Source organism: Vibrio cidicii (assembly GCF_009665415.1).
Lineage (GTDB): Bacteria > Pseudomonadota > Gammaproteobacteria > Enterobacterales > Vibrionaceae > Vibrio > Vibrio cidicii.
In genome coordinates, this window is sequence record NZ_CP035922.1 from 452,966 (window position 1) to 478,958 (window position 25,993).

Here is a 25,993-nt window from a genome sequence, read left to right on the forward strand (position 1 = left end):
TTTCATAGGCATTGCAAGTTACTGGCAGCGTCATGGTGCTGATGTCGGGCTTTTCCTCTGTGACGTTACATGATTCTGCACAAGTGGCATCTTTAAGATAAGCAACTATGCTCATACAGTTTGGCTAGATCATGCTGACGACGTTTCTGAAGATAATAGGGAGAACTCTCATGAGTGATCGTTGCAAAAATTCAATCAAATATGGACCAGAACAACAGCCTTGGGAAACCTTGGTGCCGCCGGAAGCGCAAGGATTGATCTCCGCGCCCAGTGCCGATCCGATTGACGTCTATCGTCGGCTCAATTACGCCTTTGCGCAGCAGGAAGCTGCCGTTGATGAACGCATGATGGAGATCCCGCCCACCGGGCAAACTGAGCTGCAACAACAAACGGCTTTTGAGCAAGTTTATCGCTACGCCGCAACTCAACGAGCCAATTTCATCGGCTATCAGGCAGAGGAAAAGATTCAATATCGTCAGAATATCGCGCCGTTTCTCGATGTCAGTTTGAACAATGTCGGAGACCCATTTGTCGATGGGAATTACACGGTCAACAGCAAATTTGTTGAACGTATGGTGCTCGACTATTTTGCTTCGCTGTGGAACGCCAATTGGCCTTCGCAAGGGCCTTATTTGCGCAGTGATGGCTCAGTTGAGCCCGGCAATCCAGAAAGTTACTGGGGATATGTGCTCACCATGGGCAGCACAGAAGGAAACTTGTACGCCATGCTCAACGCGCGCGATTATCTCTCCGGGCAAAAATTGTTAGATGATGAGATCACCGGAGAGGATGCCCAAGGCAATACCGTCAAATATTCGCAGCTTTATGCCCATTATCCCGAGGCAGAGGATGACAAGCCCAATGCCTACACGCCCGTGGCGTTTTTCTCCGAAGATACCCACTATTCGATAGTCAAAGCGATGTCAGTGGAGAAAATCGAGACGTTCGGTGAGCTTGGTAATCGCCTTTATCCCGATGAAAATCCGCTTGCGCCTGGCGAACCTTGGCCTTCGGAAGTGCCTTCGCAAGGCCCATCTGCGGGATTGCCAGTCGGCTCGGGGGCCATTGATGTTGATAAGCTGGTGGCGTATGTCGATTTCTTCGCCAGTAGAGGCTACCCGCCTATTGTGGTGCTCAACTATGGCACGACGTTTAAAGGCGCTTACGACAACATTGACGAGGCGACTGCAAGGCTTAAAGAAGTATTGAAAAAGTATGGCTTGTATGAGCGTCAAGTACCGATCGATCCTGACGATCCGAGCAAAACCGAGTGGCGCAGCGGCTATTGGATTCATGTTGATGGCGCTCTAGGAGCCAGCTATATGCCGTTTGTAAAAATGGCGGCCCGCATGCCGGAATATGAGGCATTTTTTGAAAACAACCATTGCTCAACTGGGCCCGATTTTGATTTTCGTAACGAGATGGTGCACTCAATCGTTACCAGCGGGCATAAGTGGCCGGGCGCACCTTGGCCGACCGGCGTTTACATGACCAAGCATAAATTCATGGTAACGCCTCCGGATAATCCAACGTACATTGGCTCGCCCGATACCACGTTTGCTGGTTCGCGTAGTGGTATCTCCCCTCTGATCCTCTGGGAGTACTTTGCGCGCAACGACTATCGTAAGCAGATCGAACTGGCGATGAGAGGACAGCGCATGGCGGAATATGCTTATCAAAAATTGTCCGACGTGGCGACATACTGGGCAAGTAAGAACGCTGATTTACCGCCAGACCTCTGGCTGCAACGCACGCCGCTCTCTTTGTCGCTGATTTTCTGTCAGCCCAATGATGACATTATCTTTAAGTACTCGTTGGCAAAAGAGGAGATCCGCGATCCGAACGATCCAACACAAACCCGTAAGTACGTGCATATGTTTACCATGTGGGATGTTAATGAAGAGCTGATCGATAAACTTTGCGGTGATCTGATGTCAGACAATGCTTTCTCGCCATGCGATTTTGTGCCGCTGAAAAACGTTTGTCACACGCGCAAACTGCCGCGTAATAAAGGGCGACTGGTGAAAATGCCCATCAAAGGGCGTTCATTCCGCTAAGCTCATTTCCATAACAAACAAGGCCAGAAGTTCTGGCCTTGTTGCATTTCAAGTGGCTTACGCCAGTTTCAGATCGTACTGCTTGCGGTAGCTGACCATATCTTCAATCGTCAGTACTGGCATATGGTGCAGTTTGCCAAAGGCGATGATCTCTGGCGTTTTCGCCATGCTGCCATCGGGGTTGGTTAACTCGCACAACACACCAGCCGGAGATAACCCCGCCATTTGCATCAGATCCACCGTCCCTTCCGTGTGTCCGCGACGCGCAAGTACGCCGCCAGGGCGGGCACGTAAAGGAAAAACGTGCCCAGGACGAGCTAAATCGTCTGCCTTTGCCTGCGGATTGGCCGCGGTTTTAATCGTCGTGACACGATCTTGTGCCGATACGCCGGTTGTTACGCCGTGTTTGGCTTCAATCGAGACGGTAAACGCAGTTTGATTGGCGCTGTTGTTGTTGACCACCATCGGCGGCAGTTCCAGCTTATTGGCTTGCTCCTCGGTCAGGCATAGGCAGACGATGCCACTGCATTCACGAATCATCAGCGCCATCTGTTCGGTGGTCAGATGATCGACGGAATAGATAATATCACCTTCATTTTCGCGATCTTCATCGTCTAAAAGCAGCACGCCACGGCCTTGTTGTAACGCAAGCAGCGCCGTTTCAACACGCGTGATAGCATCGCCAAATTCGGCAAGTAGTGATGACTGATTCATGGTTAACTCCTAATAATCACCAGAATCAGGGCTGTATGAGGGGAATGAGCTAAGCTCAATCCAAAACGAAATGCACCAGAACGTGGGTGTTCTGGTGTGGTTTCATTCTCTCTCATCCGGACTCTAACCGTCGGCTCTGGCCTCTCACCAGATCTGCTGACCTCGACGAATCGAGCGCTCGCGGGCTCACCTAAAAGGTATACCGCCGGTGGGGAATTTCGCCCCGCCCTGAGAATAAAAAGTTTAACGTTTGCTTAATTGCTCGGGCATGTTACTCGCTTCGCCAAGCGATTGGAAGGTGAATAAAACCGTTTGGCGGAACTTTGTCCGCCGCCCGGGATACTTAGTCAAAGCGGCACTTACCCAGTTATTGGTGGGGGGGACCAGCAACGCAGGTTCGTTAGGAGCATAAATGGAAAGTGCCGCTTTGGCTCAGGATCACAGCCAATCGAGTAAAATGAGCAGAGCCTGACGCTCTAGTGGGTTGCGAGTAGCCCTAAGCCGATTGGCATAGTAGCTAAGCATGACCCGTTTGGTGTTGTGATTTGAGTTACTGCTCATAATAGGCTCCTTGTGGTGCGGGAAAAGGTGGTGGACTTGCTGCCTAGCTATACTCCGACAAAATCGGGAATAGAAAAACTGAGTAAGTTTTTCCGTTTTGTTCCGGATAAACAGAGTGAAGGGCAAAAAAGGCTGAGATTAGGAATGAAAGTGGTAAAACGAGGAACAATTAAAGTGATTTTTTTCTGATTTTTTCTCTCCCGGTTTACGCGATACTAGTGGCTTCTCATTTCGCGAGGCTCACTTTTGTCAGAACTCAATCTTCTTCGTTACTATGTGCGTTTGCAGCCTATGGGAGTGGGCGTCGCGGTCAAAACCACGCTACAGGAAGTGGCCGATCTACTCTTTACCACGCCGAGACACGCACGCAGCTTGTTAACACAAATGCAGCAGGCGGGTTGGCTACAGTGGCAACCCAAGTCTGGGCGCAACCAGCGATCGCAATTGATGTTGAATATTGAGCTGGCCTCATTGAAAGAGCAACTGGCCACAACGCGCATCCGGGCGGGAAAATATGAAAAAGCGCTGGCCATTTTGGACCAAGATCAAAATGCTTTCGGTCGCCTGCTGAAAAACACCTCGGGCGCGTCGCTGCGCGCTGGGCGTTTGCACATCCAACTCACCTACAAGCGGCCATTTGAACAAATTCTGCCGCACCACTTGCAGCGCAGTAGTGAACGTTTTTTGATCCGTCAGCTCTACTGTTGCTTGCTCTCTTGCGATAAAGATGGCCAGTTGCACCCGGAGTTAGCCCATCATTGGCGCAGTGACGACGATGATCGCAAGTGGACATTTTATCTCAGACCGGGGCTGACGTTTCACAACGGCGCTGCGATTGACGCCAGCACGATTGTCAGTCTGTTTGCCAAACTCTCGAGCTTGGATTTGTATCGCAAAGAGTTGGCTCATCTCGATAACATCGTCGACGAGTCGCCACTCAAAGTGGTGTTCACCTTAAAACAGTCGGATCGCGGATTTGCAGGCCTGATTGCTGGCGTTCGTTACGCTATTCAGCCTGTTAGCCAAGTTAATGCAACGCAAAGTCCGTTGGTGATTGGTAGCGGCCCGTTTGAATTGGTGGAACATTCCGAGGCGCAGTTTAAGTTGCGTGCGTTTGAAAACTACTTTGCTTGTCGTGCGATTACCGATCAAGTCACTATCTGGCTGATTGACGAGCAGACGGCTGCGCGCAAACAGATCGAGACCAACCAGCCTGAGGCGAGCCATGAGCCTTGTGACCATTATGTCAACTCTCGAAAATCTGTACAGGAATCTCACCCGCAGCAGCAGAGCCGAGTAGAGGATGGTTGTTTACTGTTGATGTATAACCAAACTGGACGCAACGCTTTTAGTCCAGCGCAGCGTCGTTATCTCAGTGGTCTATTGACACCGCAGCGGGTGCAAAGCGAGATTGCGAAAATGAATGGCTCGTTTGGTTCAGTGACGGCGCACAATCTGCTGCCGCAGTGGCAAGCTGTCGTGCGGCCAAAAGCGGAAAAAGTGAAGCTACCAAAGCACATCGACCTTGCGATTTACAACTACAAAGTGTTGTCGCATTGCGCGCGCGCTATACAGAGTCTACTTGCCGAACAAGGATGCCGAGTGACGATCCAAACATACTCCTATCGCGGACTGGATCAAAAAGCCAGAGAAGGTGAGCTCAGCGAAGCACTGATTTTGACCAACATCAGCTTAGACGATAACCGCCATGCTTCCGCCTTTTGCAATCTCTTCAGCAATCCCATCTTGCATGCCTGTATTGGTGAGATGGCAAGTGAATGGCTGGATCAACAACTGATCGCCCTGCGCGCTGAAGTGCCCCTAGTTGATTATCTCGACAAGCTTGAACCGATTGCTTCGGCATTGATCAATGAGTATTGGATTTCGCCGCTGTTCCACCACTTACAGACGTTGCGTTTCCATGGCGTATTACAAGATGTTGCGCTCACCAATTGGGGATGGCCAGATATTCGTAATGTCTGGGCAGCAGAATAAGACTATATTAAAGAGGTTGATTATCCAGCCAAAAAGGAAAAGCAGATGTTAGAGATTAACAACACCGGACTCATCGTTGTTGATGTCCAAGGAAAGCTGGCGCAAATGGTGGATGGCAGTGAGCAGATGATCGCTAATATCGTCAAGCTGATTGAAGGAGCGAAAGCGTTGGATCTGCCCATCATCTGGCTTGAACAGATCCCCGAGAATTTAGGTCAGACAGCCGAGCCGATCGCGCATGCACTGACGGGATTTGTTCCGTTTCACAAACACACCTTTTCTGGGTGCCGTACCGAGTCTGTTGCAGAAGCTATCCGCGCATGTCAGGTTGAACAATGGCTTCTCTGTGGCATTGAAACGCACATTTGTGTTTACCAAACGGCCATGGATCTGAAACGAATGGGTTATGAGCCTCAGGTGGTCAGTGATTGTGTCTCCTCGCGTGATGCGGCCAACAAAGAGCTGGCACTGAAAAAGCTCTGCGCCAGCGGTGTTGGCTTGACGGGGCTGGAAATGTGCCTGTTTGAATTGATGGAGGACGCCAAACATCCCGCGTTCAAGGCGCTACTGCCACTTTTTAAGTAATGCTGTCGGCACGTTAAGCAAAGTGCCGATCGTCAACCCTTATCGCTGTACAAGCGAGACTTTTTCTGCTCAGATTGGGCCCACTTTGCTTTGCTATTTTTAGGTAATTTCTGTATGTCGTTATCCGAACTTAAATTTATTGCTGCCGATATGGACGGTACTTTGTTGGACGAAAACAGCCAACTTAACCCAGCGTTTTTCCCGATGTTTGAACAACTGCAAGCCAGAGGCATTCTGTTTGCTGCAGCGTCTGGGCGTCAATACTACAGCTTGATCAAAACCTTTGAGCCCGTCAAAGAACGTATGCTTTTTATTGCAGAGAACGGCACTTTAGTGATGCACAAAGGGGAAGAACTCTATAGTTGCACCATCGCCAAGGAGCAGATAGACGCTATTGTCACCGCCGCTCGCTCGATAGAAGGTGCGCATATTGTGTTGTGTGGTAAGCAATCGGCGTACATCGAAACGCAAGACGCACAAGCGTTGGAGGAGTTTGCCAAATATTACCACCGCTGCGCCTACGTGACCGATCTCTTGGCGGTGGAAGATGACTTCATTAAGGTGGCGATCTGCCATTTTGGTGGCGCAGAAGCTTTGGTCAACCCAAGGATGAAAGCCTTGTTCGGTGAGACTCATCAAGTGGTCGTTAGCGCTAAAATTTGGCTTGATGTGATGAATGCTCAGGCATCAAAAGGCGCTGCCATTAAACATTTGCAGCAAACGCTCGGTTTTAGCTTCGAGCAAACGATGAGTTTTGGCGACTATCTCAACGATGCGGAGATGCTCAACGAAAGCTTCTATTCTTACGCGATGGAAAACGCCCATGAACACATCAAACAGATTGCACGTTTTCGTGCGCCGAGTAATCGCGAAGCTGGCGTATTTCAAGTGATCACACAGCAAGTATTAGCTTAAGTTCTCTTGCCGCAATGGCCAATCTCTTGGGCAATATAGCAGGCATTGCGGTACATAAAGCGCTAAGCCTGCTTGCACAAAACATGCAGGCTTAACACTGCGCGCGCGACCATTGCGTCTTCCTTTAACAGAGATCAATCTTCACATCGGTTTAACCTCGCGTCTTACTTTCCTGTCCTACACTGAACTTGGTCTGTTAATGGGCAGGTTCAGGAGGACATCATGCTTACCGTTCAACGTCATTACACCGTTTCAGGAAAGCCCAATATACATGCCTGTGTTGAAGTAAACCCCACAGGAATCGTCGAAATCGAAGTTTTGGAGTTGTACCAACACCACAGCAGCAGTTTCGACAATCTCTCTTTCAAGGTAAATCCACAGGGTGTCAGTGTTGTCTGCTGTCATCAAGCGTCACCTTGGCAACTCTTGCTCAATAACCAAGATGCTCAGGAGTTACGTAGCCTAATCAAAGAGGCGGAAGAGGAATATGAAATCCTGATGCGCGATTTGTAGTTTGCCTAAGGATAAATGGATTTTGCACAGGGGAGGTTGTTTATTCTCTTGTGCAATTTTGGTTGTTCGTTTGTCAAAATAAAGGACGGAATCTTTTAAATTTGTTACCGCTGAATGTTCAAATTATGATATTTTCTCCAAAACTTAGGCTCGTATAATGATACATTTCGCATGTTTATTGTGCGTGATAGGTATTGTTGATAAAAATAATAGCGGATTTTTCGTAAGCAGTTGTTTGTATATTTAGTTGGGCGAGACAGCCGAGTAGTAGGAGGACGTTATGCCAAGAGTGAGTCGTGCGGTGGCACAGCAAACACGACAAAACATTATCGATACTTCATTTAAAATCCTCCTGCTGGAAGGTTATGAAAACCTGACCTTTACCCATATCGCAGAGAAAACGGGTATCAGCCGCTCCGGGGTGAATGGTCACTTCAAAAGAAAAGAAGATCTGCTGGAAGAGCTGAAACCAAAGGCTGTTGAGCTGGTGATTCAGTCGTTGGAGTTCTCTTCTCCAGAGGATTTTTATCGCTCTTGGGTGAAGGCTGTGAGAGAAGACAGAATGTTTCGCAATCTTATCCAAAACGTTGGAGAGATCATTTGTACCGAGAAAGGCCGAACCCGACTCACACGCTTAATTCAAGGTGACGCAGAAGAGGTTGAAAGAGTGGTGTACATGGCAATTGGCTATGCCGTGGTCAATATTTCCTGCTCAATTTGTTGATTGAACAGAAGCTCATATCCTAATACCGCAGAAAATAAAAAAGTGCGAATTTGTAGTCACAAATTCATCAATAAATAACGGATGGCACGTTTTATTTCTTTCTTTTCCCATGACTCACGTTATAATGGCGCCGTCTAAGTGAGTTGGTCCTCACAGACAACACTTTCTATGCTTTGGTTGTATAAACCAGCTTAGCTTAAATGGCTTTTGGTCGTTTGGTTGTCCTACTTTTGCCAAACGACCTTCTTTTTAACTTTATTTTGAACACCATTCATTTTCTCATCCGCCCACGACGATATTTGAGAACAGAACGCCTTCAGCAATAGAAGGCGTTACAATTTTGCCTTCGCGCTTCATTACTTCGCTAACCGTGGTATCCACTGGCTGACAATAGGTAACTCTTTGGGCAGCAGGGTAAATACGATTGCTACAAAAGCCCAAGAGCCGAACAGGTCTACTGGTCGATGCATCCCCAACCACAAGCGGCTATAGGCAATACTGCTCGCCCATACCAGTAGCAACACTAACGCGCCGTATCGCTTTGCCGATAAAAAGGCCGCCCCAAAAAAAGCCACGCAAATCGCCGCGAAGAGGGTATGTCCGGAAGGAAAAGAATAGTCCTTTTCGCCTTGCCAATGTTGGCTTCGCCATGGGCTAACATTTTGTGATACGGCTGAAATGGCCTGCGCTTTTTCCGCAGCATCGAGACGATAAAAATCTGCTGGAGAGTCAATGATCTGCTCAGCGGCCAGCAACTCGCTATAAGGGCGAGGGCTCTCCGTTGCCAGTTTTAAGCCGCTTTTACTTGCAAAACCGATGATGAGTAAAAGCCCAAGCTGCAAAAATTTCTGTAGTACGCCTTGCCTAAATTTACGAATTGAGAGTGCCCAAATGCACAGAATGATCAGCGTGATGAAAAAGCCCTGACTGCCCGCGGAGTAAGTTAAAAGTGTCAATAGGCGCCCTTCAAACGGGGTGACTGGAGAAAAGAGAGAGGCTGGATAGCAAAACCAAGTGATAACGCCAAGGCAAAGAGCGTAGCAAAAAAGGGTGATAAGCCCAGCCAGTTTGAAATTGAGTGCACGGTTCACGAACAGTTTCCGCCGTTAATAAAAAGCGGCATTGTATGCCAAGGCAAGCTGCAGAAATATCAGGGCAAAGTTAATTTGCTTGGTCACTCTGCAGACAGCTAACAGTTTGGTGAAAATTTATGTTAGCGCACGTGCATATGTCCGGCAAAGAAATGGTTCACGGGCCCTCTTCCTTGACCGACGGATAACTCATCGGCATGACTAATGGCCTGAGAAATGTACTGTTTGGCGAGAAAAACCGCTTTGTGCATCCGGTAACCTTGCGCTAAATAAGAGGCAATCGCGGAAGAGAGGGTACAACCCGTACCGTGCGTGTTGCGTGTCGGATGACGCGACGAACGGATCAGCTCAGCTTTATCACCTTCAACCAGTAGATCGCTACTGTATTGTTCCTGATCCAAATGGCCACCTTTAAGCAATACGGCTTTAGCGCGTAGAAGACGTAACTCGTGGATTGTCTGCATTAGACCGCTTTCGTTCTCAGGTTGAGGCTGTTGGGTTAAAGCGGCATATTCGGGAAGGTTCGGCGTAATGATACTAGCCAGAGGGAGTAAGCTTTCTTTGAGCGTGTTGATGGCGTCCGGCACAAGGAGCAGATGGCCACTGGTGGACACCATTACAGGATCCAACACAACAAACGGTGGACGATATTGGCGGATTTTGCTGGCAACAAGGCTGATGATATCGGCATCTGCCAACATACCGATTTTTACTGCTCGGACATTTAAATCGCTGAACACCGCGTCCAACTGAGAGGCAATATGCTCAAGTGGGATGGGCAGAACGGCGGATACCCCTTGAGTATTTTGCGAGGTAATCGCGGTAATTACAGAGCAGGCGTAACCGCCAGTGGCGGAGATGGTCTTAATATCGGCTTGAATGCCTGCACCGCCACCACTGTCTGAGCCAGCGATAGTGAGAACAATCGGGATGTGGGATTGAGAGTCTTGTGAGAGTAGCATCTTGCTTCCTATGACAAGACGTACAGGAACTGCGCATTCAACAATCTGCCGCCGTGCGATAGCGGGAAACATTTGTCTTTAACCCAACAAGCGGGTGAATACACATATAGTTCCCTACGTCAGTATTAACTGCATCAGGTTCAACGGGTCTCGCTTTGCGATCTCAGCCTAAAGGCTCCCCGACTATATTTGCGACATCATAGCAGCAAAAAGGCATGCTGCAAGTTACTCACAATGAATCGCGTAGATCTAACTCATTCTGGATCAAGGTGACACACTGGGAAGCAAACAGCATTTTAGGGCCAAGACTAATCTTTTGTGTGCCTAAGCGTTTTAAGCTGTTGAAAGTCTTTTTCGGCATCGGAATGTGATCGGTGAGCAAAAAGCAGGGATTTGGCGAAAAAGCAATGTCGCGAACAAATTCGCCCTTTTTGTCCAACATATAAAGCTGATGATTTTCCGCAAGCTCTTGGATAAGACGCTCAAAGCTAATGGTTCGCACCGTTACGCCAGGTTCCACATTACGGCATTCTTCCTTGGCCATTCCTTGAGCAGCATCTAATGAGCGAGCAACCACATTCATTAAAGTCGCTTCATTAAAACCGTTGATATTCGTGACATCGTTTGACTGAATCGTGATGGTTCGAGAATAATCTTGGGTACTTTCTAGCACTAAATGCACTGTGACATCTTCGCGATGTGATTGGGCGACAAACATGGTGTTCATTAAAGTGTGTGCCAAAATTTCAGTGTGCGCTTCCTGACCAACGCCTTCCAATAAGGCTTTACTGTTAGTTGGGGCGGCACGGGCGCGTAAAACAAAAGAGCGCATAAGGAAAACCTCGAATGAGCATTAAAATGAATGGGCGGAGTATATACCCAAGTTCGACTGAGGCGCGAGCCAAAACAAAAAGCCTCTATAAAGAAGAAATGAATAAAGTGCGAATTTGATTACAAAACCTTTATTGAGTTAGCCGATGCAATCAAGCAGCATAGGGTTAATCTCACGGCCTTATTAGAATGAAAGATGAAAATTGAATCTATCAACAAACCGCTTTACCGCAGAAAAGCCAATATTGTCATTGTTGGCTTTGTGGTGCTTTTCACACTCTCGTCACTGGCATTCGGTAGCTTGCTTATTTCATTGTTTGGTAACCAGATCGTCGTCGAACAAGAGTCAACGGGCAATTTCCACTGGAACTTGGTCGGTGTCCTTCTTGGACTGTTGACGTCGGTTTCGTTACTCAATCAAGTCAAAGGGCATCCTTTCTTCAGAGAGGTCGTTTACGTTTGGCAAATGAAACAATTGCACAATCGCATTTTTCGTAAGCTAAAGCAGATAAAGTCGGCAGCAGAGCAAGAAGATCTGCAAGCATATACGATTTTAAAATTCTATTATCAAAGCCAAAAACAGATTTTTGAGTTAGACAACAATACGCTGACTTTGGACAGCGTATTGCGTGAGCTAGAGAAAATAGAGGATTGGGAACGAAAACAGAGTGCGGCGATCAAGGAAGGGGAGATAGACGAAATGTGGTTAAACCAGTTTTAATCTACAGCATAGCTACTTATTATTAACAACTGCGTGTGTAAAATGAGCGCTTGGGTGAAATTTGTCCATCTAAACCGGTTTTTGCAGATTTTTGCAAAAAATGGGTTGCCAAGAAAATTTCTCTGCCTATAATGCGCATCCACTGACACGGCAGACGCCACAAGGCTTCAGCGGTATCAGCGAGGTGAAAAAGTTTTCCGAAAAGAAATTTGAAAAAGTGTTTGACTCTTCAAATTAACTCGCTAGAATGCACCTCCGCTTTGAGAGAAAAGCTTCTCGAAAAGCAAGCTCTTTAACAATATAAACCTATCAATCTGTGTGGGCACTCGTTGATGATAATCGCAAAAGATTTATCAATGAACTGAGTGACCAATTTGATACTTCGGTATCGAGCACAGTCAATTTATTCAGTATTCATTGAGCCGAAGCGCAAGCTTCAAAAAACTTTTAATTGAAGAGTTTGATCATGGCTCAGATTGAACGCTGGCGGCAGGCCTAACACATGCAAGTCGAGCGGCAGCACAGAGAAACTTGTTTCTCGGGTGGCGAGCGGCGGACGGGTGAGTAATGCCTGGGAAATTGCCCTGATGTGGGGGATAACCATTGGAAACGATGGCTAATACCGCATGATGCCTACGGGCCAAAGAGGGGGACCTTCGGGCCTCTCGCGTCAGGATATGCCCAGGTGGGATTAGCTAGTTGGTGAGGTAAGGGCTCACCAAGGCGACGATCCCTAGCTGGTCTGAGAGGATGATCAGCCACACTGGAACTGAGACACGGTCCAGACTCCTACGGGAGGCAGCAGTGGGGAATATTGCACAATGGGCGCAAGCCTGATGCAGCCATGCCGCGTGTGTGAAGAAGGCCTTCGGGTTGTAAAGCACTTTCAGTAGGGAGGAAGGTGGTAGTGTTAATAGCGCTATCATTTGACGTTACCTACAGAAGAAGCACCGGCTAACTCCGTGCCAGCAGCCGCGGTAATACGGAGGGTGCAAGCGTTAATCGGAATTACTGGGCGTAAAGCGCATGCAGGTGGTTTGTTAAGTCAGATGTGAAAGCCCCGGGCTCAACCTGGGAATTGCATTTGAAACTGGCAAACTAGAGTACTGTAGAGGGGGGTAGAATTTCAGGTGTAGCGGTGAAATGCGTAGAGATCTGAAGGAATACCGGTGGCGAAGGCGGCCCCCTGGACAGATACTGACACTCAGATGCGAAAGCGTGGGGAGCAAACAGGATTAGATACCCTGGTAGTCCACGCCGTAAACGATGTCTACTTGGAGGTTGTGGCCTTGAGCCGTGGCTTTCGGAGCTAACGCGTTAAGTAGACCGCCTGGGGAGTACGGTCGCAAGATTAAAACTCAAATGAATTGACGGGGGCCCGCACAAGCGGTGGAGCATGTGGTTTAATTCGATGCAACGCGAAGAACCTTACCTACTCTTGACATCCAGAGAATCTAGCGGAGACGCTGGAGTGCCTTCGGGAGCTCTGAGACAGGTGCTGCATGGCTGTCGTCAGCTCGTGTTGTGAAATGTTGGGTTAAGTCCCGCAACGAGCGCAACCCTTATCCTTGTTTGCCAGCACGTAATGGTGGGAACTCCAGGGAGACTGCCGGTGATAAACCGGAGGAAGGTGGGGACGACGTCAAGTCATCATGGCCCTTACGAGTAGGGCTACACACGTGCTACAATGGCGCATACAGAGGGCGGCCAACTTGCGAAAGTGAGCGAATCCCAAAAAGTGCGTCGTAGTCCGGATTGGAGTCTGCAACTCGACTCCATGAAGTCGGAATCGCTAGTAATCGTGGATCAGAATGCCACGGTGAATACGTTCCCGGGCCTTGTACACACCGCCCGTCACACCATGGGAGTGGGCTGCAAAAGAAGTGGGTAGTTTAACCTTCGGGAGGACGCTCACCACTTTGTGGTTCATGACTGGGGTGAAGTCGTAACAAGGTAGCGCTAGGGGAACCTGGCGCTGGATCACCTCCTTATACGATGATTATTGCGATGAGTGTTCACACAGATTGATATGGTTTAGATTAGAGCATTTAGTGGGTCTGTAGCTCAGGTGGTTAGAGCGTACGCCTGATAAGCGTAAGGTCGGTGGTTCGAGTCCACTCAGACCCACCACTACTGATGGGGCTATAGCTCAGCTGGGAGAGCGCCTGCCTTGCACGCAGGAGGTCTGCGGTTCGATCCCGCATAGCTCCACCATCTTTAAACATTCTCTCTTGAGAGTTTTTAAAAATGGTTTCTTTCTTTCAATAGAAAGTTAAATCTTGCTCTTTAACAATTTGGAAAGCTGACAAAGTAATTTATCTTTATGGATAGATTGCTTGTAAAGTTCTCAATGTTTGTCTTTATGACAAACACCAACAAAACACATTCAAGTGTTCTTGGGAATGTCACTTTTAAGTGACGATTCAAAATTGAGTCCGGCAAATCAAAGCTATCTCGCTCATTCAAATAATGAGATAGCAACCTTGGTTGTTTAACGTAAAGACCCTTTCGGGTTGTATGGTTAAGTGACTAAGCGTACACGGTGGATGCCTTGGCAGTCAGAGGCGATGAAGGACGTACTAACTTGCGATAAGCGGTGATGAGGCAGTAAGAGCCACTTGAGTCACCGATTTCCGAATGGGGAAACCCACTGGCATAAGCCAGTATCGCTGCATGAATACATAGTGCAGCGAAGCGAACCGGGAGAACTGAAACATCTAAGTACCCCGAGGAAAAGAAATCAACCGAGATTCCGAAAGTAGCGGCGAGCGAAATTGGATTAGCCCTTAAGCTTTATATGCGTTAGACGAATGGTCTGGAAAGGCCAACGATACCGGGTGATAGTCCCGTAGTTATAGGCGCATGTTCAGTGAAATCGAGTAGGGCGGGACACGTGTTATCCTGTCTGAATATGGGGGGACCATCCTCCAAGGCTAAATACTCCTGACTGACCGATAGTGAACCAGTACCGTGAGGGAAAGGCGAAAAGAACCCCTGTGAGGGGAGTGAAATAGAACCTGAAACCGTGTACGTACAAGCAGTAGGAGCACCTTCGTGGTGTGACTGCGTACCTTTTGTATAATGGGTCAGCGACTTAATGTTAGTAGCAAGGTTAACCATCTAGGGGAGCCGTAGGGAAACCGAGTCTTAACTGGGCGTATAGTTGCTAGCATTAGACCCGAAACCGAGTGATCTAGCCATGGGCAGGTTGAAGGTTGAGTAACATCAACTGGAGGACCGAACCGACTAATGTTGAAAAATTAGCGGATGACTTGTGGCTAGGGGTGAAAGGCCAATCAAACTCGGAGATAGCTGGTTCTCCCCGAAAGCTATTTAGGTAGCGCCTCGGACGAATACTACTGGGGGTAGAGCACTGTTAAGGCTAGGGGGTCATCCCGACTTACCAACCCTTTGCAAACTCCGAATACCAGTAAGTACTATCCGGGAGACACACGGCGGGTGCTAACGTCCGTCGTGGAGAGGGAAACAACCCAGACCGCCAGCTAAGGTCCCAAATTACAGCTAAGTGGGAAACGATGTGGGAAGGCTTAGACAGCTAGGATGTTGGCTTAGAAGCAGCCATCATTTAAAGAAAGCGTAATAGCTCACTAGTCGAGTCGGCCTGCGCGGAAGATGTAACGGGGCTAAGTTGTAAACCGAAGCTGCGGCAATGTTCTTTGAACATTGGGTAGGGGAGCGTTCTGTAAGCCGTTGAAGGTGTGTTGTAAAGCATGCTGGAGGTATCAGAAGTGCGAATGCTGACATGAGTAACGACAAGGGGGGTGAAAAACCTCCCCGCCGGAAGACCAAGGGTTCCTGTCCAACGTTAATCGGGGCAGGGTGAGTCGACCCCTAAGGCGAGGCCGAAAGGCGTAGTCGATGGGAAACGGGTTAATATTCCCGTACTCGATCAAATTGCGATGGGGGGACGGAGAAGGCTAGGTGGGCCTGGCGACGGTTGTCCAGGTTCAAGTGCGTAGGCTTAAGAGTTAGGTAAATCCGGCTCTTTCTAAGGCTGAGACACGACGTCGAGCATCTACGGGTGTGAAGTCATTGATGCCATGCTTCCAGGAAAAGCCTCTAAGCTTCAGATTTGATGGAATCGTACCCCAAACCGACACAGGTGGTCGGGTAGAGAATACCAAGGCGCTTGAGAGAACTCGGGTGAAGGAACTAGGCAAAATGGTACCGTAACTTCGGGAGAAGGTACGCTCTTGATGGTGAAGTCCCTCGCGGATGGAGCTGACGAGAGTCGCAGATACCAGGTGGCTGCAACTGTTTATTAAAAACACAGCACTGTGCAAAATCGTAAGATGACGTATACGGTGTGACGCCTGCCCGGTGCCGGAAGGTTAATTGATGGGGTTAGCGCAAGCGAAGCTCTTGATCGAAGCCCCGGTAAACGGCGGCCGTAACTATAACGGTCCTAAGGTAGCGAAATTCCTTGTCGGGTAAGTTCCGACCTGCACGAATGGCGTAATGATGGCCACGCTGTCTCCACCCGAGACTCAGTGAAATTGAAATCGCTGTGAAGATGCAGTGTACCCGCGGCTAGACGGAAAGACCCCGTGAACCTTTACTACAGCTTGGCACTGAACATTGAACCTACATGTGTAGGATAGGTGGGAGGCTTTGAAGACGTGACGCCAGTTGCGTTGGAGCCGTCCTTGAAATACCACCCTTGTATGTTTGATGTTCTAACGTTGGCCCCTTATCGGGGTCGCGGACAGTGCCTGGTGGGTAGTTTGACTGGGGCGGTCTCCTCCCAAAGAGTAACGGAGGAGCACGAAGGTGGGCTAATCACGGTTGGACATCGTGAGGTTAGTGCAATGGCATAAGCCCGCTTAACTGCGAGAATGACGGTTCGAGCAGGTGCGAAAGCAGGTCATAGTGATCCGGTGGTTCTGAATGGAAGGGCCATCGCTCAACGGATAAAAGGTACTCCGGGGATAACAGGCTGATACCGCCCAAGAGTTCATATCGACGGCGGTGTTTGGCACCTCGATGTCGGCTCATCACATCCTGGGGCTGAAGTCGGTCCCAAGGGTATGGCTGTTCGCCATTTAAAGTGGTACGCGAGCTGGGTTTAGAACGTCGTGAGACAGTTCGGTCCCTATCTGCCGTGGGCGTTGGAAGATTGAAGGGGGCTGCTCCTAGTACGAGAGGACCGGAGTGGACGAACCTCTGGTGTTCGGGTTGTGTCGCCAGACGCATTGCCCGGTAGCTAAGTTCGGAATCGATAACCGCTGAAAGCATCTAAGCGGGAAGCGAGCCCTGAGATGAGTCTTCCCTGATACTTTAAGTATCCTAAAGGGTTGTTCGAGACTAGAACGTTGATAGGCAGGGTGTGTAAGCGCTGTGAGGCGTTGAGCTAACCTGTACTAATTGCCCGTGAGGCTTAACCATACAACACCCAAAGGGTTTTGATGGACTCAAAGCAAGAACAGATTGAATGTGTAGAGAACAGAAAACAGCTTTCCAGATTATTCTCTAGAAATAGAGAGAAAGAATTTGCTTGGCGACCATAGCGTTTTGGACCCACCTGACTCCATCCCGAACTCAGAAGTGAAACGAAACAGCGTCGATGGTAGTGTGGGGCTTCCCCATGTGAGAGTAGAACATCGCCAGGCTTTGAATACGGTTACTCGTATATACGTGTAACAACATCATCAGTGTACTAATCTGACGATGACAATTTGTGGAGAGATGGCTGAGTGGTTGAAAGCACCGGTCTTGAAAACCGGCGTACGTTAATAGCGTACCTAGGGTTCAAATCCCTATCTCTCCGCCACTATAAAGAAAGCCTGCTGAGTAATCAGCGGGCTTTTTGCTATTGGTAAAATTTCACTCGTTGATCAACTTCATAAAAGATTCCATGCCTTGCACACTTTCTCCACGATATCGTCATCATCGGTAAAACTCTGATTGGCAAGACAGTGTTTTCTGAGCCAGCTCCACACTTGTTCTATCGGGTTGAGCTCTGGTGAATAGGGCGGGAGCTTGATGATACTGACATTGCTAAATGGCTCTGCAATGTCATTGGTATGCCAACTCGCCCCATCCATAATGATGACGGCATGGCGTCCTTTTTCAGTGTTGGCCGATATTTGCTTTAAATGCTCGGTCATGATCTCTTTATTAACCCAAGGAACGATCATCGCTTCGCCAATCCCTCTCGCAGGACAGACAGAACCAAACAGATACGCATATTCAAATTGTTGTTGCTTCACGGCTCTGGGACGTGTTCCTTTCTCTGCCCATAACCGTGTAGTCGTCCTGTTCTTGGCTTTTCCTTCAGCCCTTCTAATCCTTCTTCAAGAAAAGTGTGAACCCACCTATTAACACTGGTTCGGCTCACCATAAGAAACTTGGCGATTTGGGTGCGAGAGTGTCCATCATTTGAAATGAGCGAGGGCCAGCAGTCTCATTTTCATCTGAATAGATTTCTGCTGGCTTGCGAGCTTTTTAAAGTCGATATTATTGAGTCTGTCCATAGCGAATGCGTTTTATCGTTGAATGGCTTCAATTAGATCATACTTTTACTTAGATTGGTATGATTGCACTAATGACAAGGAACATCGTTTACGCTGAGTTTCCGGCTAGGAGATTTGGTTGGGAAAATAGCTAATATGGAGTGAATTATGAAGAAAATGACAGGGCTATTGGTTGTAGTCAGTGTCAGTTTGGGTAGCCTAGTACCCGTTTATGCGATGGAACCCCAAGTTGGCGATGTCATTGAACTAGAACTAGGGCAATTGAAACCGACTCAGTCATCTATCGGCTACGATCAGATTTTCTACAAGTTAGGACGTTACCATCGTGATCCGAAAGCGATGTTCGATGAGCTATGCGAATCGAACGGGCAAAAAGGGGTCAAACATTATACCGACGTTTCTCTGCCAAACGACAACCAGTCTTACCAATGCAAAGATGAGATAGGCGCGCATAAAGACAAAATGAAGACAGTGGTAATTGGGCCTGATGGGCAGTATTTCCTCACTGACGGGCATCATACGTTTAACGTCTTTTATCAGATGCCTAATGGTGGAGAGAAGCTACGCGTCAACGTTTTGATAGACAAAGATTATCGTCAGTGGACAGATTGGCCAACATTCTGGGGAAAAATGGTCGCACATGGTGATGCTTGGCTTTTTGACGAGCAAGATCGGCCGATTGATTACAACCAGCTTCCGACCAAATTGGGTATCTCAAATTTTAGTGACGATCAATATCGCTCGCTTGTCTATTTTGTCAAAGGCGTTGCCTGGTATAAGCCCACGCAAGCGATTCCATTTCTCGAATTTTATTGGGCGAGAGAGCTACGCTCGTTGATGGAGGGCAGCCAGTTTGATTTGTCTACCCAGCAAGGTTTTCGTGACGCTCTAAAAGTGACCAGTCGGAATATCGTCGCGATTCAAAGCCGTGATGTAGGCAGCTCTGGCATGAGTGCTGAACAACTTGGACAGTGGCAAAAGGTCGACACTAAAGAGCTAGAAAAGTTACTGAAGAAAAAAGGCAAGGTCACCGACGCGCTTAACTATAAGGCGATGTCTCACGAAGTATTTGCAAGAGAGGCTGCGGGATTTGAACCAGAGAATAAATGAACCTCCGGTGAGAATCGGCTCTCAGCTTGAGTAAACAAAGATTGCAACAGACTCTACAGGTCTATTTTTTGGCTAATATTGCCTTGCCAATTATCAGATTTTTATTCGCAAGGAAATAGCATGAAAACACAGATCAGTGCTCTTTTTATAACACTGGCGTTGTCTAACACGACGCTGGCCTCTGAGTGGGGATATGAAGGCCATCATGGTCCGGAGCATTGGGGCAAAGTTGCAAAAGAGTGTGCAATAGGTAAAAACCAAAGCCCTATAGATATAGCTCAACCCGTCGAAGCTGAGATGAAAGCGCTTGAGTTGAACTATACAGGGCAGGTCGTTTCTTTGACCAATAATGGTCACACCCTGCAGGCAGGAGTAAGCGGGGAAAACGTCTTTCATGTTGACGGTAAAAGCTTTGAGCTTAAACAGTTTCATTTTCACACACCGTCCGAGAATGTAATAAGGGGAAAACAGTATCCTTTGGAAGCGCATTTTGTACATGCTGACAGCGAAGGAAACCTGGCTGTTGTCGCGGTGATGTTTGATACAGGGAAGCAGAATCCGTTACTCAGCGAGCTGATGGCAAAAATGCCTACTGTGGGCGAACAAGTTACCTTGCCTCATGCTTTTGATGTCGCTGCGCTACTGCCTAAGCAGCAAGACTACTTTCGCTTTAATGGCTCTTTAACCACACCACCGTGTAGCGAGGGGGTTCGCTGGTTTGTTCTCAAACAAGCTTCAGAGCTTTCGAATAGCCAAACAGAACAGTTGATGTCTGTCATGGGGCGTAATAATCGTCCGCTACAGCCACTAAATGCACGTACTGTGCTAAGCAAAGATTAATAGAAAGCAGAGCCCAAACCGGGCTCTGCTTATTTAAGCCTTCTCAGGAGACGAGATACCCGCTTGGAATGGGTCGAGCTTGATGGTTTGGGTCGGGAACGCGATGTCGGCGCCATTTTGCTGAATGATCTCCATCACTTTTAGTAGCACATCTTGTTTCACACTGTGGTATTCGACCCAGTTGACGGTTTTTGTGAAGGTGTAGATGAAGAAATTCAGCGACGATGGACCAAAAGTATTGAAGTTAACAATGAGCGTTTGTGTGGTATCAATATCGAGATGCTGTTCCAGCATCTTGCGCACTTGCTCAATAATTAAAGGCAATTTCTGCTTGTCATCATAGCGAACGCCGATGGTTTCGTTGATGCGACGATTGAGCATACGCGAAGGATTTTCAACCACGATGTTACTGAACACAGAATTCGGTACATAAATTGGCCGCTTCTCAAAAGTGCGTATGCTAGTCATGCGCCAGCCTATGCGCTCAACGGTTCCTTCAATTTGACGGTCTGGAGAGCGGATCCAATCACCGACTTTAAACGGGCGATCAAAATAGATCATCAAACCGCCAAAGAAGTTGGATAATAGATCTTTGGCAGCGAGGCCGACTATCAAACCACCTACACCACCAAAGGTCAGTAACCCCGATAAACTAAGACCAAAGGCTTGCATCATAGTGAGCATTGTAATGGCTAAGAAAAACAGTCGCGAGACTTTCGCAATCGCTTGAACCGTTGTCTCGTCATGACTTGCTTGAGCGAGAAAGTAGTCTTCTATGCGACTGATCAAACGCATAACGATCCAAACAAACAGGGCGATAAGCAGCAGCCGTTGAGTCATCCCAAGCCAAGCCAGCTGTTTACCAGTTTGACTTTGTACGGCGATTGCCAGCGATAGAGTGGCGGGCCACAACCAGATCAATGTACTGATTGGGGTTTGTAGCGACTCCACCAACATATTATCCCAATGCAGACGAGTTTTGTTTGCTAGTAGATGCAGACGTGACACAACCAAACGCCAAATTAGCCACGCGACACCACTGCTAATAGTCATTAACAGTACACTGCCGAACCAATCTTGGTGATTGCTAAAAAGAGCGCGCTGTAGTTCAAGTAGCCAATCGTTCATAGTTTTTTGTTTTTGAAAGTAAAAGTCAAAAGGTAACAGAAAATAGGCGCTAATCACAGGCCATGCTTAGGTGAGTAGTGAACGACTGTTTCTAACCCCTAATCTGTTTTTCGTCGTATCGACGCTTATAATGATGTGACCTTCCTCGTGTTTTGTGCAATCTGTTCCGTTTCTGTGGCAGAAAATCGGTGCTTTTTTGACTTGCAACTAACACTTTGGTTATTAATGTATGAGAGTGTCATGCCGATAGCGAATAAATGAGGATCAATCATGGAGTTTACTGAACAGGATCGTATGGCGTTATACGATCTCTGGATGTCACAGAAAGCGAAAATGCACATTACGCAGATGGAAATGACGAAACGCCTTGGCTTGAATCATCATGAGTTTTCTTCGCTGCTAAGAGGAAACGCACCATTAACGCTTGGATTTGTCAATCAGCTTTGCGAGCAGTTACATGTTCAGCCAGCGAAAGTGATTCCCTCATTATCTCAGCGCAATCTAAGTCATTCGCAATCTATTTTCCTGCAAAGCCGCGTGACGGTTGATGGTAAAATTAAGAACGTGTTTGTTGATGGTAACCAAGTGGTGATTGAATACGAGCATCAACTGAATTAAAGCAGAGACAAGATTATACAAAGAAATACGGCTCCGAATGGGAGCCGCTTTCTTTTTATTTTTATACCAAACGCATGCGTGAGGTTATTGACGTTGTTAGTGAGATCCGATACTGCAAATGCGATATCAGGTCACTGAGATGAATAAACATTAGTACCGATTCTATCAACAGGCAAATTCTCAAAAGATTATTTGTGCATTTAGTCTATTTTTGTGTGATGCTAATTCCATAATTGCCATTAATTATTGTTGAGATGATGAATTTTGACTACTGAGCGGAGTGGAAATGAAGTAAACGGCAGCGAACAGCTGCCGAATGCTACTAGGCCTTTATCGCTGTGCAGAAGCTCACATCGGCGTGGTGAGTTTGTGGATCGTAGGAGTGATAGAGCTCAAAACAAGGTCGATCATCAGAATCTAATCCTTGCTCAACCAGCTGTTCCATCAGTTCTTCCCAAGCCAGAGGATACTGTTTAACATCCGTAATCGTCCTACGCATACAGGCATAGTGGCCACCGGGAAATGGCTTTATTTCCACGTCACTATTGCCTTCTACCGCTTCATCAAGCAATAAACAAACGTCGGTGCGGCATTTCTCCGCTGGCGTAATTTCCGGGTTGTCGTGATAGATAAAAATACAGGTATTATTTGTTAGGCCTCTCGGTCCTGCCCACTGATAAAGTTTTTGTGTTGCTGGTTCATAATTCTTTCCATATTCGCCAGTTACACGTACAAACGCCAAATGGCTCGCCGGAAAGTGTTGCATGTCCATGGTTCTACTCCCTGTGTGAGATTTCATTCTAGTGTAGGCTGAACTGCCTTTCTCGACGTGTCCATTCTTGCGCAATGTGTGTCCTATCTTGCTGTTTCTGAGTAATTCAGCAAACTCGCTGATACTCTCACACTCCCTGACTTGAGATGGAGTCAAGGCAAAATGCTGTTTGAACGCTTTTGCCAAGCTCTGAGAACTGGAAAAACCAAAGCTCAATGCGGTTTCAGTGACGCTCAGTTTACGGTAAAACAGGAGATTGGCGGCTTTCTCCAAGCGCAATCTTCGAAGATGTTCATTTAAGGTTTCTCCAGTGACGGCTTTGAAAATTCGGTGAAAATGATAGGGGGAGAGGTGCGCAAGTGCAGCGACTTCTTCTAAATTTAGTGGCTCATCAAAATGCGTTTCGAGATGACGTATGACGGGGAGCAGTCGTTTATGGTAGTCGGTTTTCATCAAAGTGCCGTTTGCAGTTGTCTTGATGAAAAGGGTAAATGAAAAGTTGCGTTGAGTGAAAGAGAGCGAAGATCATTTTGTGCAATCGCTGATAAAAAAAGAGCCAACCGCAAAAGCTGCGCTTGGCTTATATACTTGTGAACAATCTGGTTCACTAACAACGTCAGTTGGCTAGGTGACCCTCGGCTTAATAAGGGTCATTTAATATAAAGCACTATCCGTGCCAACTTTTAAAAGGGCGAGATTAGGCGATTTTTGTCTGGTTTCTGTGATATTGATTGCTTAATGTGTGACCTTTCTTTGCAAAACGCAATTGCATTTTGCACTTTGCATTTAAAATGCTACTGATAGTATGGGTAAATAGCATATTTTCCCGGCGATCTATTCGCCTGAAAAGAAGACGGGAGCTTGCTGCTCCCGTCGGTCAGTATTTGGATAGTGAGCGTTTCACTAGAGCATGACCAAGCTCGCTGTGCCTAAAAAAGCAAAAAAACCAACTACATCGGTTACCGTCGTAAGGATCACCGAACCTGCCAGAGCGGGGTCGAGCTCAAACTTGTCGAGCACAATCGGGATCAAAACGCCAAACATGGCAGCGGTGATGATGTTCACCACAATCGCTAAGGAAATCGTCGCGCCAATGACAGGAGACTGAAACCACAACGCCGCCAAACCACCGATGATCACCGCCCAAAGAAGGCCATTGATTGCGCCGATACCAAACTCGTTTTTGAACAGCGCGAAACGGTTACCGGGAGTAATTTGATTGAGGGCCATCGCGCGGACCATGAGAGTCAATGTTTGGCTGCCCGCAATGCCACCCATTGAGGCGACGATGGGCATCAGTACCGCGAGCGCGACCACTTGGGCGATTACCTCTTCAAACAGACCAATTGTGATGGAGGCCAGAATCGCCGTCAGCAGATTTATGCCGAGCCAAACGCCTCGTTTCTTTGAGCTTTTCATCACCGGAGCAAACAAGTCGTCGCCTTCATCCATACCGGTACCCGCCATGAGTCGAGCTTCGTAGATTTCTCTTTGCGTGGTTAGGGCAAATTGCCAGTCAATTTCACCGACCAAGGTTTGGTCTTCATCCACAACAGGCAGTGCGGGTAAGGAGCTGTGTTCCACCGCTTCAACGGCTTCTGATAGTGCCATTTTACTGCTGAGTAAATTGACCGGATCGATGGCAAGATTTTTTAGCGTGGTTGTGCCTTCGCTGCGCAGAATCTCGTAGTAATTGACCACGCCGCGAAATTGCTTCTTCTTATTAATCAGATAAATCTGCTGTGGCGTGTCATAGCTGTAGCGCGCCATCAAACGCTTCGCACGATCAACCGAAATGGTGAAAGGAAGAGTGATGATTTTTCGCTCTGCCCAGCGGCCAAGCTCATCATCCCCATACTGGTTTGCCAGATCGAACAGTTCCAGTTCGTCTTTTTCGATCAATGAAAGTGCTTCATTGATGATCTCTTCTGGCAAAGAGTCCGACCACTCGATCAGCGAAAGGTTGTCGAGTTTGGCCAGCGTCAGCTTGAGTTCGACTTCCGATAGCGCGGTAATGATCGAGTAGCGCACCTCAGAGCGCATGTCAGTCAGCACATCAATGTGCATCTCTAGCGGCAATGCGCGCCATAAACGCACACGGTCATCGACAGGGAAAGCTTCGAGAATCAGCGCCACGGATCCCGATTCAAGGCCGTGTTCAATGGATTCGTTTAATAAGGCGATCTGTTCTGAGTCATCTGCTTTGGCTATCTGTTCGATAAGCAGGGGCAGATCTTGGAATTCGCTCACAAAGCATCCCCCGAAATAAAAAATGAAAAATTGCGAGAGTTAAGGTACTTGAAAGTCCATGAAATTCAATGGTTGTGTGGAAAAATAATCAAACAGGCTGTAACAATGCTTTTTCTTTGTACAAAGCAACAGTAGTGAGATAACGGCTAAGCGGTATTTTTAATATCCAGCTTGCAGAGAAGCTTCAACATAAACGAGTTGATGCGCATTTCTTTACGTTTATGATGAATATTTCGCCTTGTGTGGTGAGTACGCTGATTTCCGGCGTGCCGCTGGAACAGATTGCCCAGCGGCTACGCTATAGCAGCCTGACGGGGTTTAGCCGCATGTTTAAGAAACATCGCGGTGTGAAGCCCAAACAGTACCAGCAGCGTTTACAGCAACGTTTATTCTGAAGATGAGGCTGGCTGATGCCAACGCTCACCATAGGCAGATGAGTAATCGGGCACTGGATAGCCAGTATGCTCCGGCACTGGGATGAGCGGGCCGACCACAGTCCGGTAGGGTAACACGCCTGCCCAAACGGGTCTGTCGAGATCCGCTTCATCATCGTTCACGCCAAAAGCACTGATTTTCACCGAAGCTTCGTTGAGGGGAATGGCCAACAGCTGAGTCGCGGTTAACTCTTTGTGATTGCTAAGGCGCACCTGCTGCGTGCGGCCGGGGGCGATCTGTTCAATGAAGTGATTAAGCAAACGATCTTTTTCTTGTTCATCATCGATGACGTGAAAACAGCCAAACACCACCGCACAGCGATAGTGAGCGCTGTGATGAAAGGCAGAACGCGCCAGTACCCAACCATCAAACAAGGTAAAGGTGAGACAGGTTGAAGTGCCTGCTTGGAGTGATTTAATTAGCCGACTGTTGCGTGCACCGTGGATATAAACATGATCCTCGACTCGCCATGCCAACATGGGAATCACGACGGGGCCGGACTCTTCTTCGATCGCGATATGGGCTATCAGGCTCTCATCAATGATCTGATGCAGCTTCTCAGTGTCGAATACCGCTTTACGCGCGGCTTTGTTGATTTTGGTTCTTTTGCTGTTTGATAACATGTCCTTTCCTACTGCATGTTGAATTCTTTGCGTTATAAATACGAATTAATTGGA

Annotated in this window: 20 protein-coding genes, 3 tRNA genes, 3 rRNA genes, 1 pseudogene and 2 riboswitches; of the genes and pseudogenes, 17 read left to right on the forward strand and 10 right to left on the reverse strand. The window is 47.8% G+C overall.

All coding sequences use genetic code 11. The features are described from left to right. Positions 1–170 precede the first annotated feature (170 nt). Positions 171–2,057 carry a PLP-dependent aminotransferase family protein gene (locus EWA64_RS17555; RefSeq protein WP_039464260.1) on the forward strand — a complete coding sequence of 629 codons (1,887 nt, stop codon included), beginning with the start codon at positions 171–173 and terminating at the stop codon, positions 2,055–2,057. 57 nt (positions 2,058–2,114) lie between these two features. Here the strand turns inward: EWA64_RS17555 and ribB are convergent, their stop codons facing one another. Both ribB and EWA64_RS17565 read right to left on the reverse strand, forming a co-directional pair. Continuing rightward, entirely contained in the window at positions 2,115–2,771 is a 657-nt protein-coding gene (gene ribB, locus EWA64_RS17560) for a 3,4-dihydroxy-2-butanone-4-phosphate synthase (RefSeq protein WP_039442095.1), read from the reverse strand. Between the two features lie 100 nt (positions 2,772–2,871). Continuing rightward, a riboswitch (FMN riboswitch) is annotated at positions 2,872–3,011 on the reverse strand. 198 nt (positions 3,012–3,209) lie between these two features. Further along, positions 3,210–3,332, reverse strand: coding sequence for a hypothetical protein (locus tag EWA64_RS17565; protein ID WP_280512697.1), 123 nt, complete (start codon positions 3,330–3,332; stop codon positions 3,210–3,212). A gap of 246 nt (positions 3,333–3,578) precedes the next feature. On the opposite strand from EWA64_RS17565, the gene EWA64_RS17570 reads away from it, so the two are divergent. The 5 genes from EWA64_RS17570 to EWA64_RS17590 all read left to right on the forward strand — a co-directional run bounded on the left by EWA64_RS17570 (position 3,579) and on the right by EWA64_RS17590 (position 8,064). Continuing rightward, complete coding sequence (locus EWA64_RS17570; RefSeq protein WP_039464262.1) at positions 3,579–5,327, forward strand: SgrR family transcriptional regulator; 1,749 nt, start codon at positions 3,579–3,581, stop codon at positions 5,325–5,327. Positions 5,328–5,372: 45 nt separating this feature from the next. Then, positions 5,373–5,912 (forward strand): isochorismatase family protein, encoded by a 540-nt coding sequence (locus tag EWA64_RS17575; RefSeq protein WP_039442089.1) that lies wholly within the window; start codon positions 5,373–5,375, stop codon positions 5,910–5,912. A 114-nt stretch (positions 5,913–6,026) separates the two neighbouring features. Continuing rightward, the gene (locus EWA64_RS17580) at positions 6,027–6,827 is read left to right on the forward strand and encodes a Cof-type HAD-IIB family hydrolase (RefSeq protein ID WP_039442087.1); all 801 of its coding nucleotides are present in this window, start codon (positions 6,027–6,029) and stop codon (positions 6,825–6,827) included. 222 nt (positions 6,828–7,049) lie between these two features. Beyond that, complete coding sequence (locus EWA64_RS17585) at positions 7,050–7,340, forward strand: hypothetical protein (RefSeq protein WP_061893298.1); 291 nt, start codon at positions 7,050–7,052, stop codon at positions 7,338–7,340. A gap of 280 nt (positions 7,341–7,620) precedes the next feature. Beyond that, positions 7,621–8,064, forward strand: a complete 444-nt coding sequence (locus tag EWA64_RS17590; RefSeq protein WP_039427081.1) for a TetR/AcrR family transcriptional regulator — start codon at positions 7,621–7,623, stop codon at positions 8,062–8,064. Between the two features lie 356 nt (positions 8,065–8,420). On the opposite strand, the gene EWA64_RS17595 is transcribed toward EWA64_RS17590, so the two are convergent. The 3 genes from EWA64_RS17595 to trmY all read right to left on the reverse strand — a co-directional run bounded on the left by EWA64_RS17595 (position 8,421) and on the right by trmY (position 10,949). Then, positions 8,421–9,155, reverse strand: coding sequence for a phosphatase PAP2 family protein (locus tag EWA64_RS17595; protein ID WP_061893299.1), 735 nt, complete (start codon positions 9,153–9,155; stop codon positions 8,421–8,423). Positions 9,156–9,277: 122 nt separating this feature from the next. Continuing rightward, the gene (gene thiD, locus EWA64_RS17600; protein WP_061893300.1) at positions 9,278–10,117 is read right to left on the reverse strand and encodes a bifunctional hydroxymethylpyrimidine kinase/phosphomethylpyrimidine kinase; all 840 of its coding nucleotides are present in this window, start codon (positions 10,115–10,117) and stop codon (positions 9,278–9,280) included. A 94-nt stretch (positions 10,118–10,211) separates the two neighbouring features. Then, positions 10,212–10,309, reverse strand: a riboswitch (TPP riboswitch). Between the two features lie 37 nt (positions 10,310–10,346). Further along, positions 10,347–10,949: a tRNA (pseudouridine(54)-N(1))-methyltransferase TrmY gene (trmY, locus tag EWA64_RS17605; protein WP_061893301.1), complete on the reverse strand. Its 603-nt coding sequence runs from the start codon at positions 10,947–10,949 to the stop codon at positions 10,347–10,349. A gap of 195 nt (positions 10,950–11,144) precedes the next feature. Between trmY and EWA64_RS17610 the strand changes: the two genes are divergently transcribed. The 7 genes from EWA64_RS17610 (at position 11,145) to EWA64_RS17640 (ending at position 17,460) form a co-directional block, all read left to right on the forward strand. Continuing rightward, complete coding sequence (locus tag EWA64_RS17610) at positions 11,145–11,669, forward strand: DUF3087 family protein (RefSeq protein WP_061893302.1); 525 nt, start codon at positions 11,145–11,147, stop codon at positions 11,667–11,669. A 448-nt stretch (positions 11,670–12,117) separates the two neighbouring features. Then, positions 12,118–13,660, forward strand: a 16S ribosomal RNA gene (locus EWA64_RS17615). A gap of 62 nt (positions 13,661–13,722) precedes the next feature. Beyond that, a tRNA-Ile gene (locus tag EWA64_RS17620) sits at positions 13,723–13,799 on the forward strand. Between the two features lie 8 nt (positions 13,800–13,807). Then, positions 13,808–13,883: transfer RNA gene (locus EWA64_RS17625), tRNA-Ala, on the forward strand. A gap of 305 nt (positions 13,884–14,188) precedes the next feature. Further along, a 23S ribosomal RNA gene (locus tag EWA64_RS17630) occupies positions 14,189–17,075 on the forward strand. Between the two features lie 108 nt (positions 17,076–17,183). After that, a 5S ribosomal RNA gene (rrf, locus tag EWA64_RS17635) occupies positions 17,184–17,299 on the forward strand. Together the 16S, 23S and 5S rRNA genes with 3 tRNA genes alongside form the textbook arrangement of a ribosomal RNA operon. A 70-nt stretch (positions 17,300–17,369) precedes the next feature. Then, positions 17,370–17,460: transfer RNA gene (locus EWA64_RS17640), tRNA-Ser, on the forward strand. Between the two features lie 79 nt (positions 17,461–17,539). Here the strand turns inward: EWA64_RS17640 and EWA64_RS17645 are convergent. Next, positions 17,540–18,163, reverse strand: a pseudogene (locus tag EWA64_RS17645) (IS630 family transposase); the annotation flags it as partial. 147 nt (positions 18,164–18,310) lie between these two features. Here EWA64_RS17645 and EWA64_RS17650 point away from each other — a divergent pair. Together EWA64_RS17650 and EWA64_RS17655 are read left to right on the forward strand one after the other, a co-directional pair. Beyond that, positions 18,311–19,273, forward strand: a complete 963-nt coding sequence (locus tag EWA64_RS17650; protein WP_061895993.1) for a ParB/Srx family N-terminal domain-containing protein — start codon at positions 18,311–18,313, stop codon at positions 19,271–19,273. Between the two features lie 120 nt (positions 19,274–19,393). Then, positions 19,394–20,113: a carbonic anhydrase gene (locus EWA64_RS17655; protein WP_061895992.1), complete on the forward strand. Its 720-nt coding sequence runs from the start codon at positions 19,394–19,396 to the stop codon at positions 20,111–20,113. Positions 20,114–20,146: 33 nt separating this feature from the next. Here EWA64_RS17655 and EWA64_RS17660 read toward each other — a convergent pair whose 3' ends face one another. Continuing rightward, positions 20,147–21,241, reverse strand: coding sequence for a mechanosensitive ion channel family protein (locus EWA64_RS17660; RefSeq protein ID WP_061896007.1), 1,095 nt, complete (start codon positions 21,239–21,241; stop codon positions 20,147–20,149). Between the two features lie 270 nt (positions 21,242–21,511). Between EWA64_RS17660 and EWA64_RS17665 the strand changes: the two genes are divergently transcribed. Then, a complete protein-coding gene (locus EWA64_RS17665) occupies positions 21,512–21,859 on the forward strand; it encodes a hypothetical protein (protein WP_061895991.1) in 348 nt (115 codons plus the stop codon). 322 nt (positions 21,860–22,181) lie between these two features. On the opposite strand, the gene EWA64_RS17670 is transcribed toward EWA64_RS17665, so the two are convergent. Continuing rightward, the gene (locus EWA64_RS17670) at positions 22,182–23,084 is read right to left on the reverse strand and encodes an AraC family transcriptional regulator (RefSeq protein WP_061895990.1); all 903 of its coding nucleotides are present in this window, start codon (positions 23,082–23,084) and stop codon (positions 22,182–22,184) included. Between the two features lie 450 nt (positions 23,085–23,534). Continuing rightward, the gene (locus EWA64_RS17675; RefSeq protein WP_061895989.1) at positions 23,535–24,881 is read right to left on the reverse strand and encodes a magnesium transporter; all 1,347 of its coding nucleotides are present in this window, start codon (positions 24,879–24,881) and stop codon (positions 23,535–23,537) included. Positions 24,882–25,102: 221 nt separating this feature from the next. Here EWA64_RS17675 and EWA64_RS17680 point away from each other — a divergent pair, with 221 nt between their 5' ends. Beyond that, positions 25,103–25,276, forward strand: a complete 174-nt coding sequence (locus tag EWA64_RS17680; RefSeq protein WP_139045743.1) for a helix-turn-helix domain-containing protein — start codon at positions 25,103–25,105, stop codon at positions 25,274–25,276. Here EWA64_RS17680 and EWA64_RS17685 read toward each other — a convergent pair. Next, a complete protein-coding gene (locus tag EWA64_RS17685) occupies positions 25,268–25,939 on the reverse strand; it encodes a pyridoxamine 5'-phosphate oxidase family protein (protein WP_061895988.1) in 672 nt (223 codons plus the stop codon). The genes EWA64_RS17680 and EWA64_RS17685 overlap by 9 nt on opposite strands. Between the last annotated feature and the right edge of the window lie 54 nt (positions 25,940–25,993).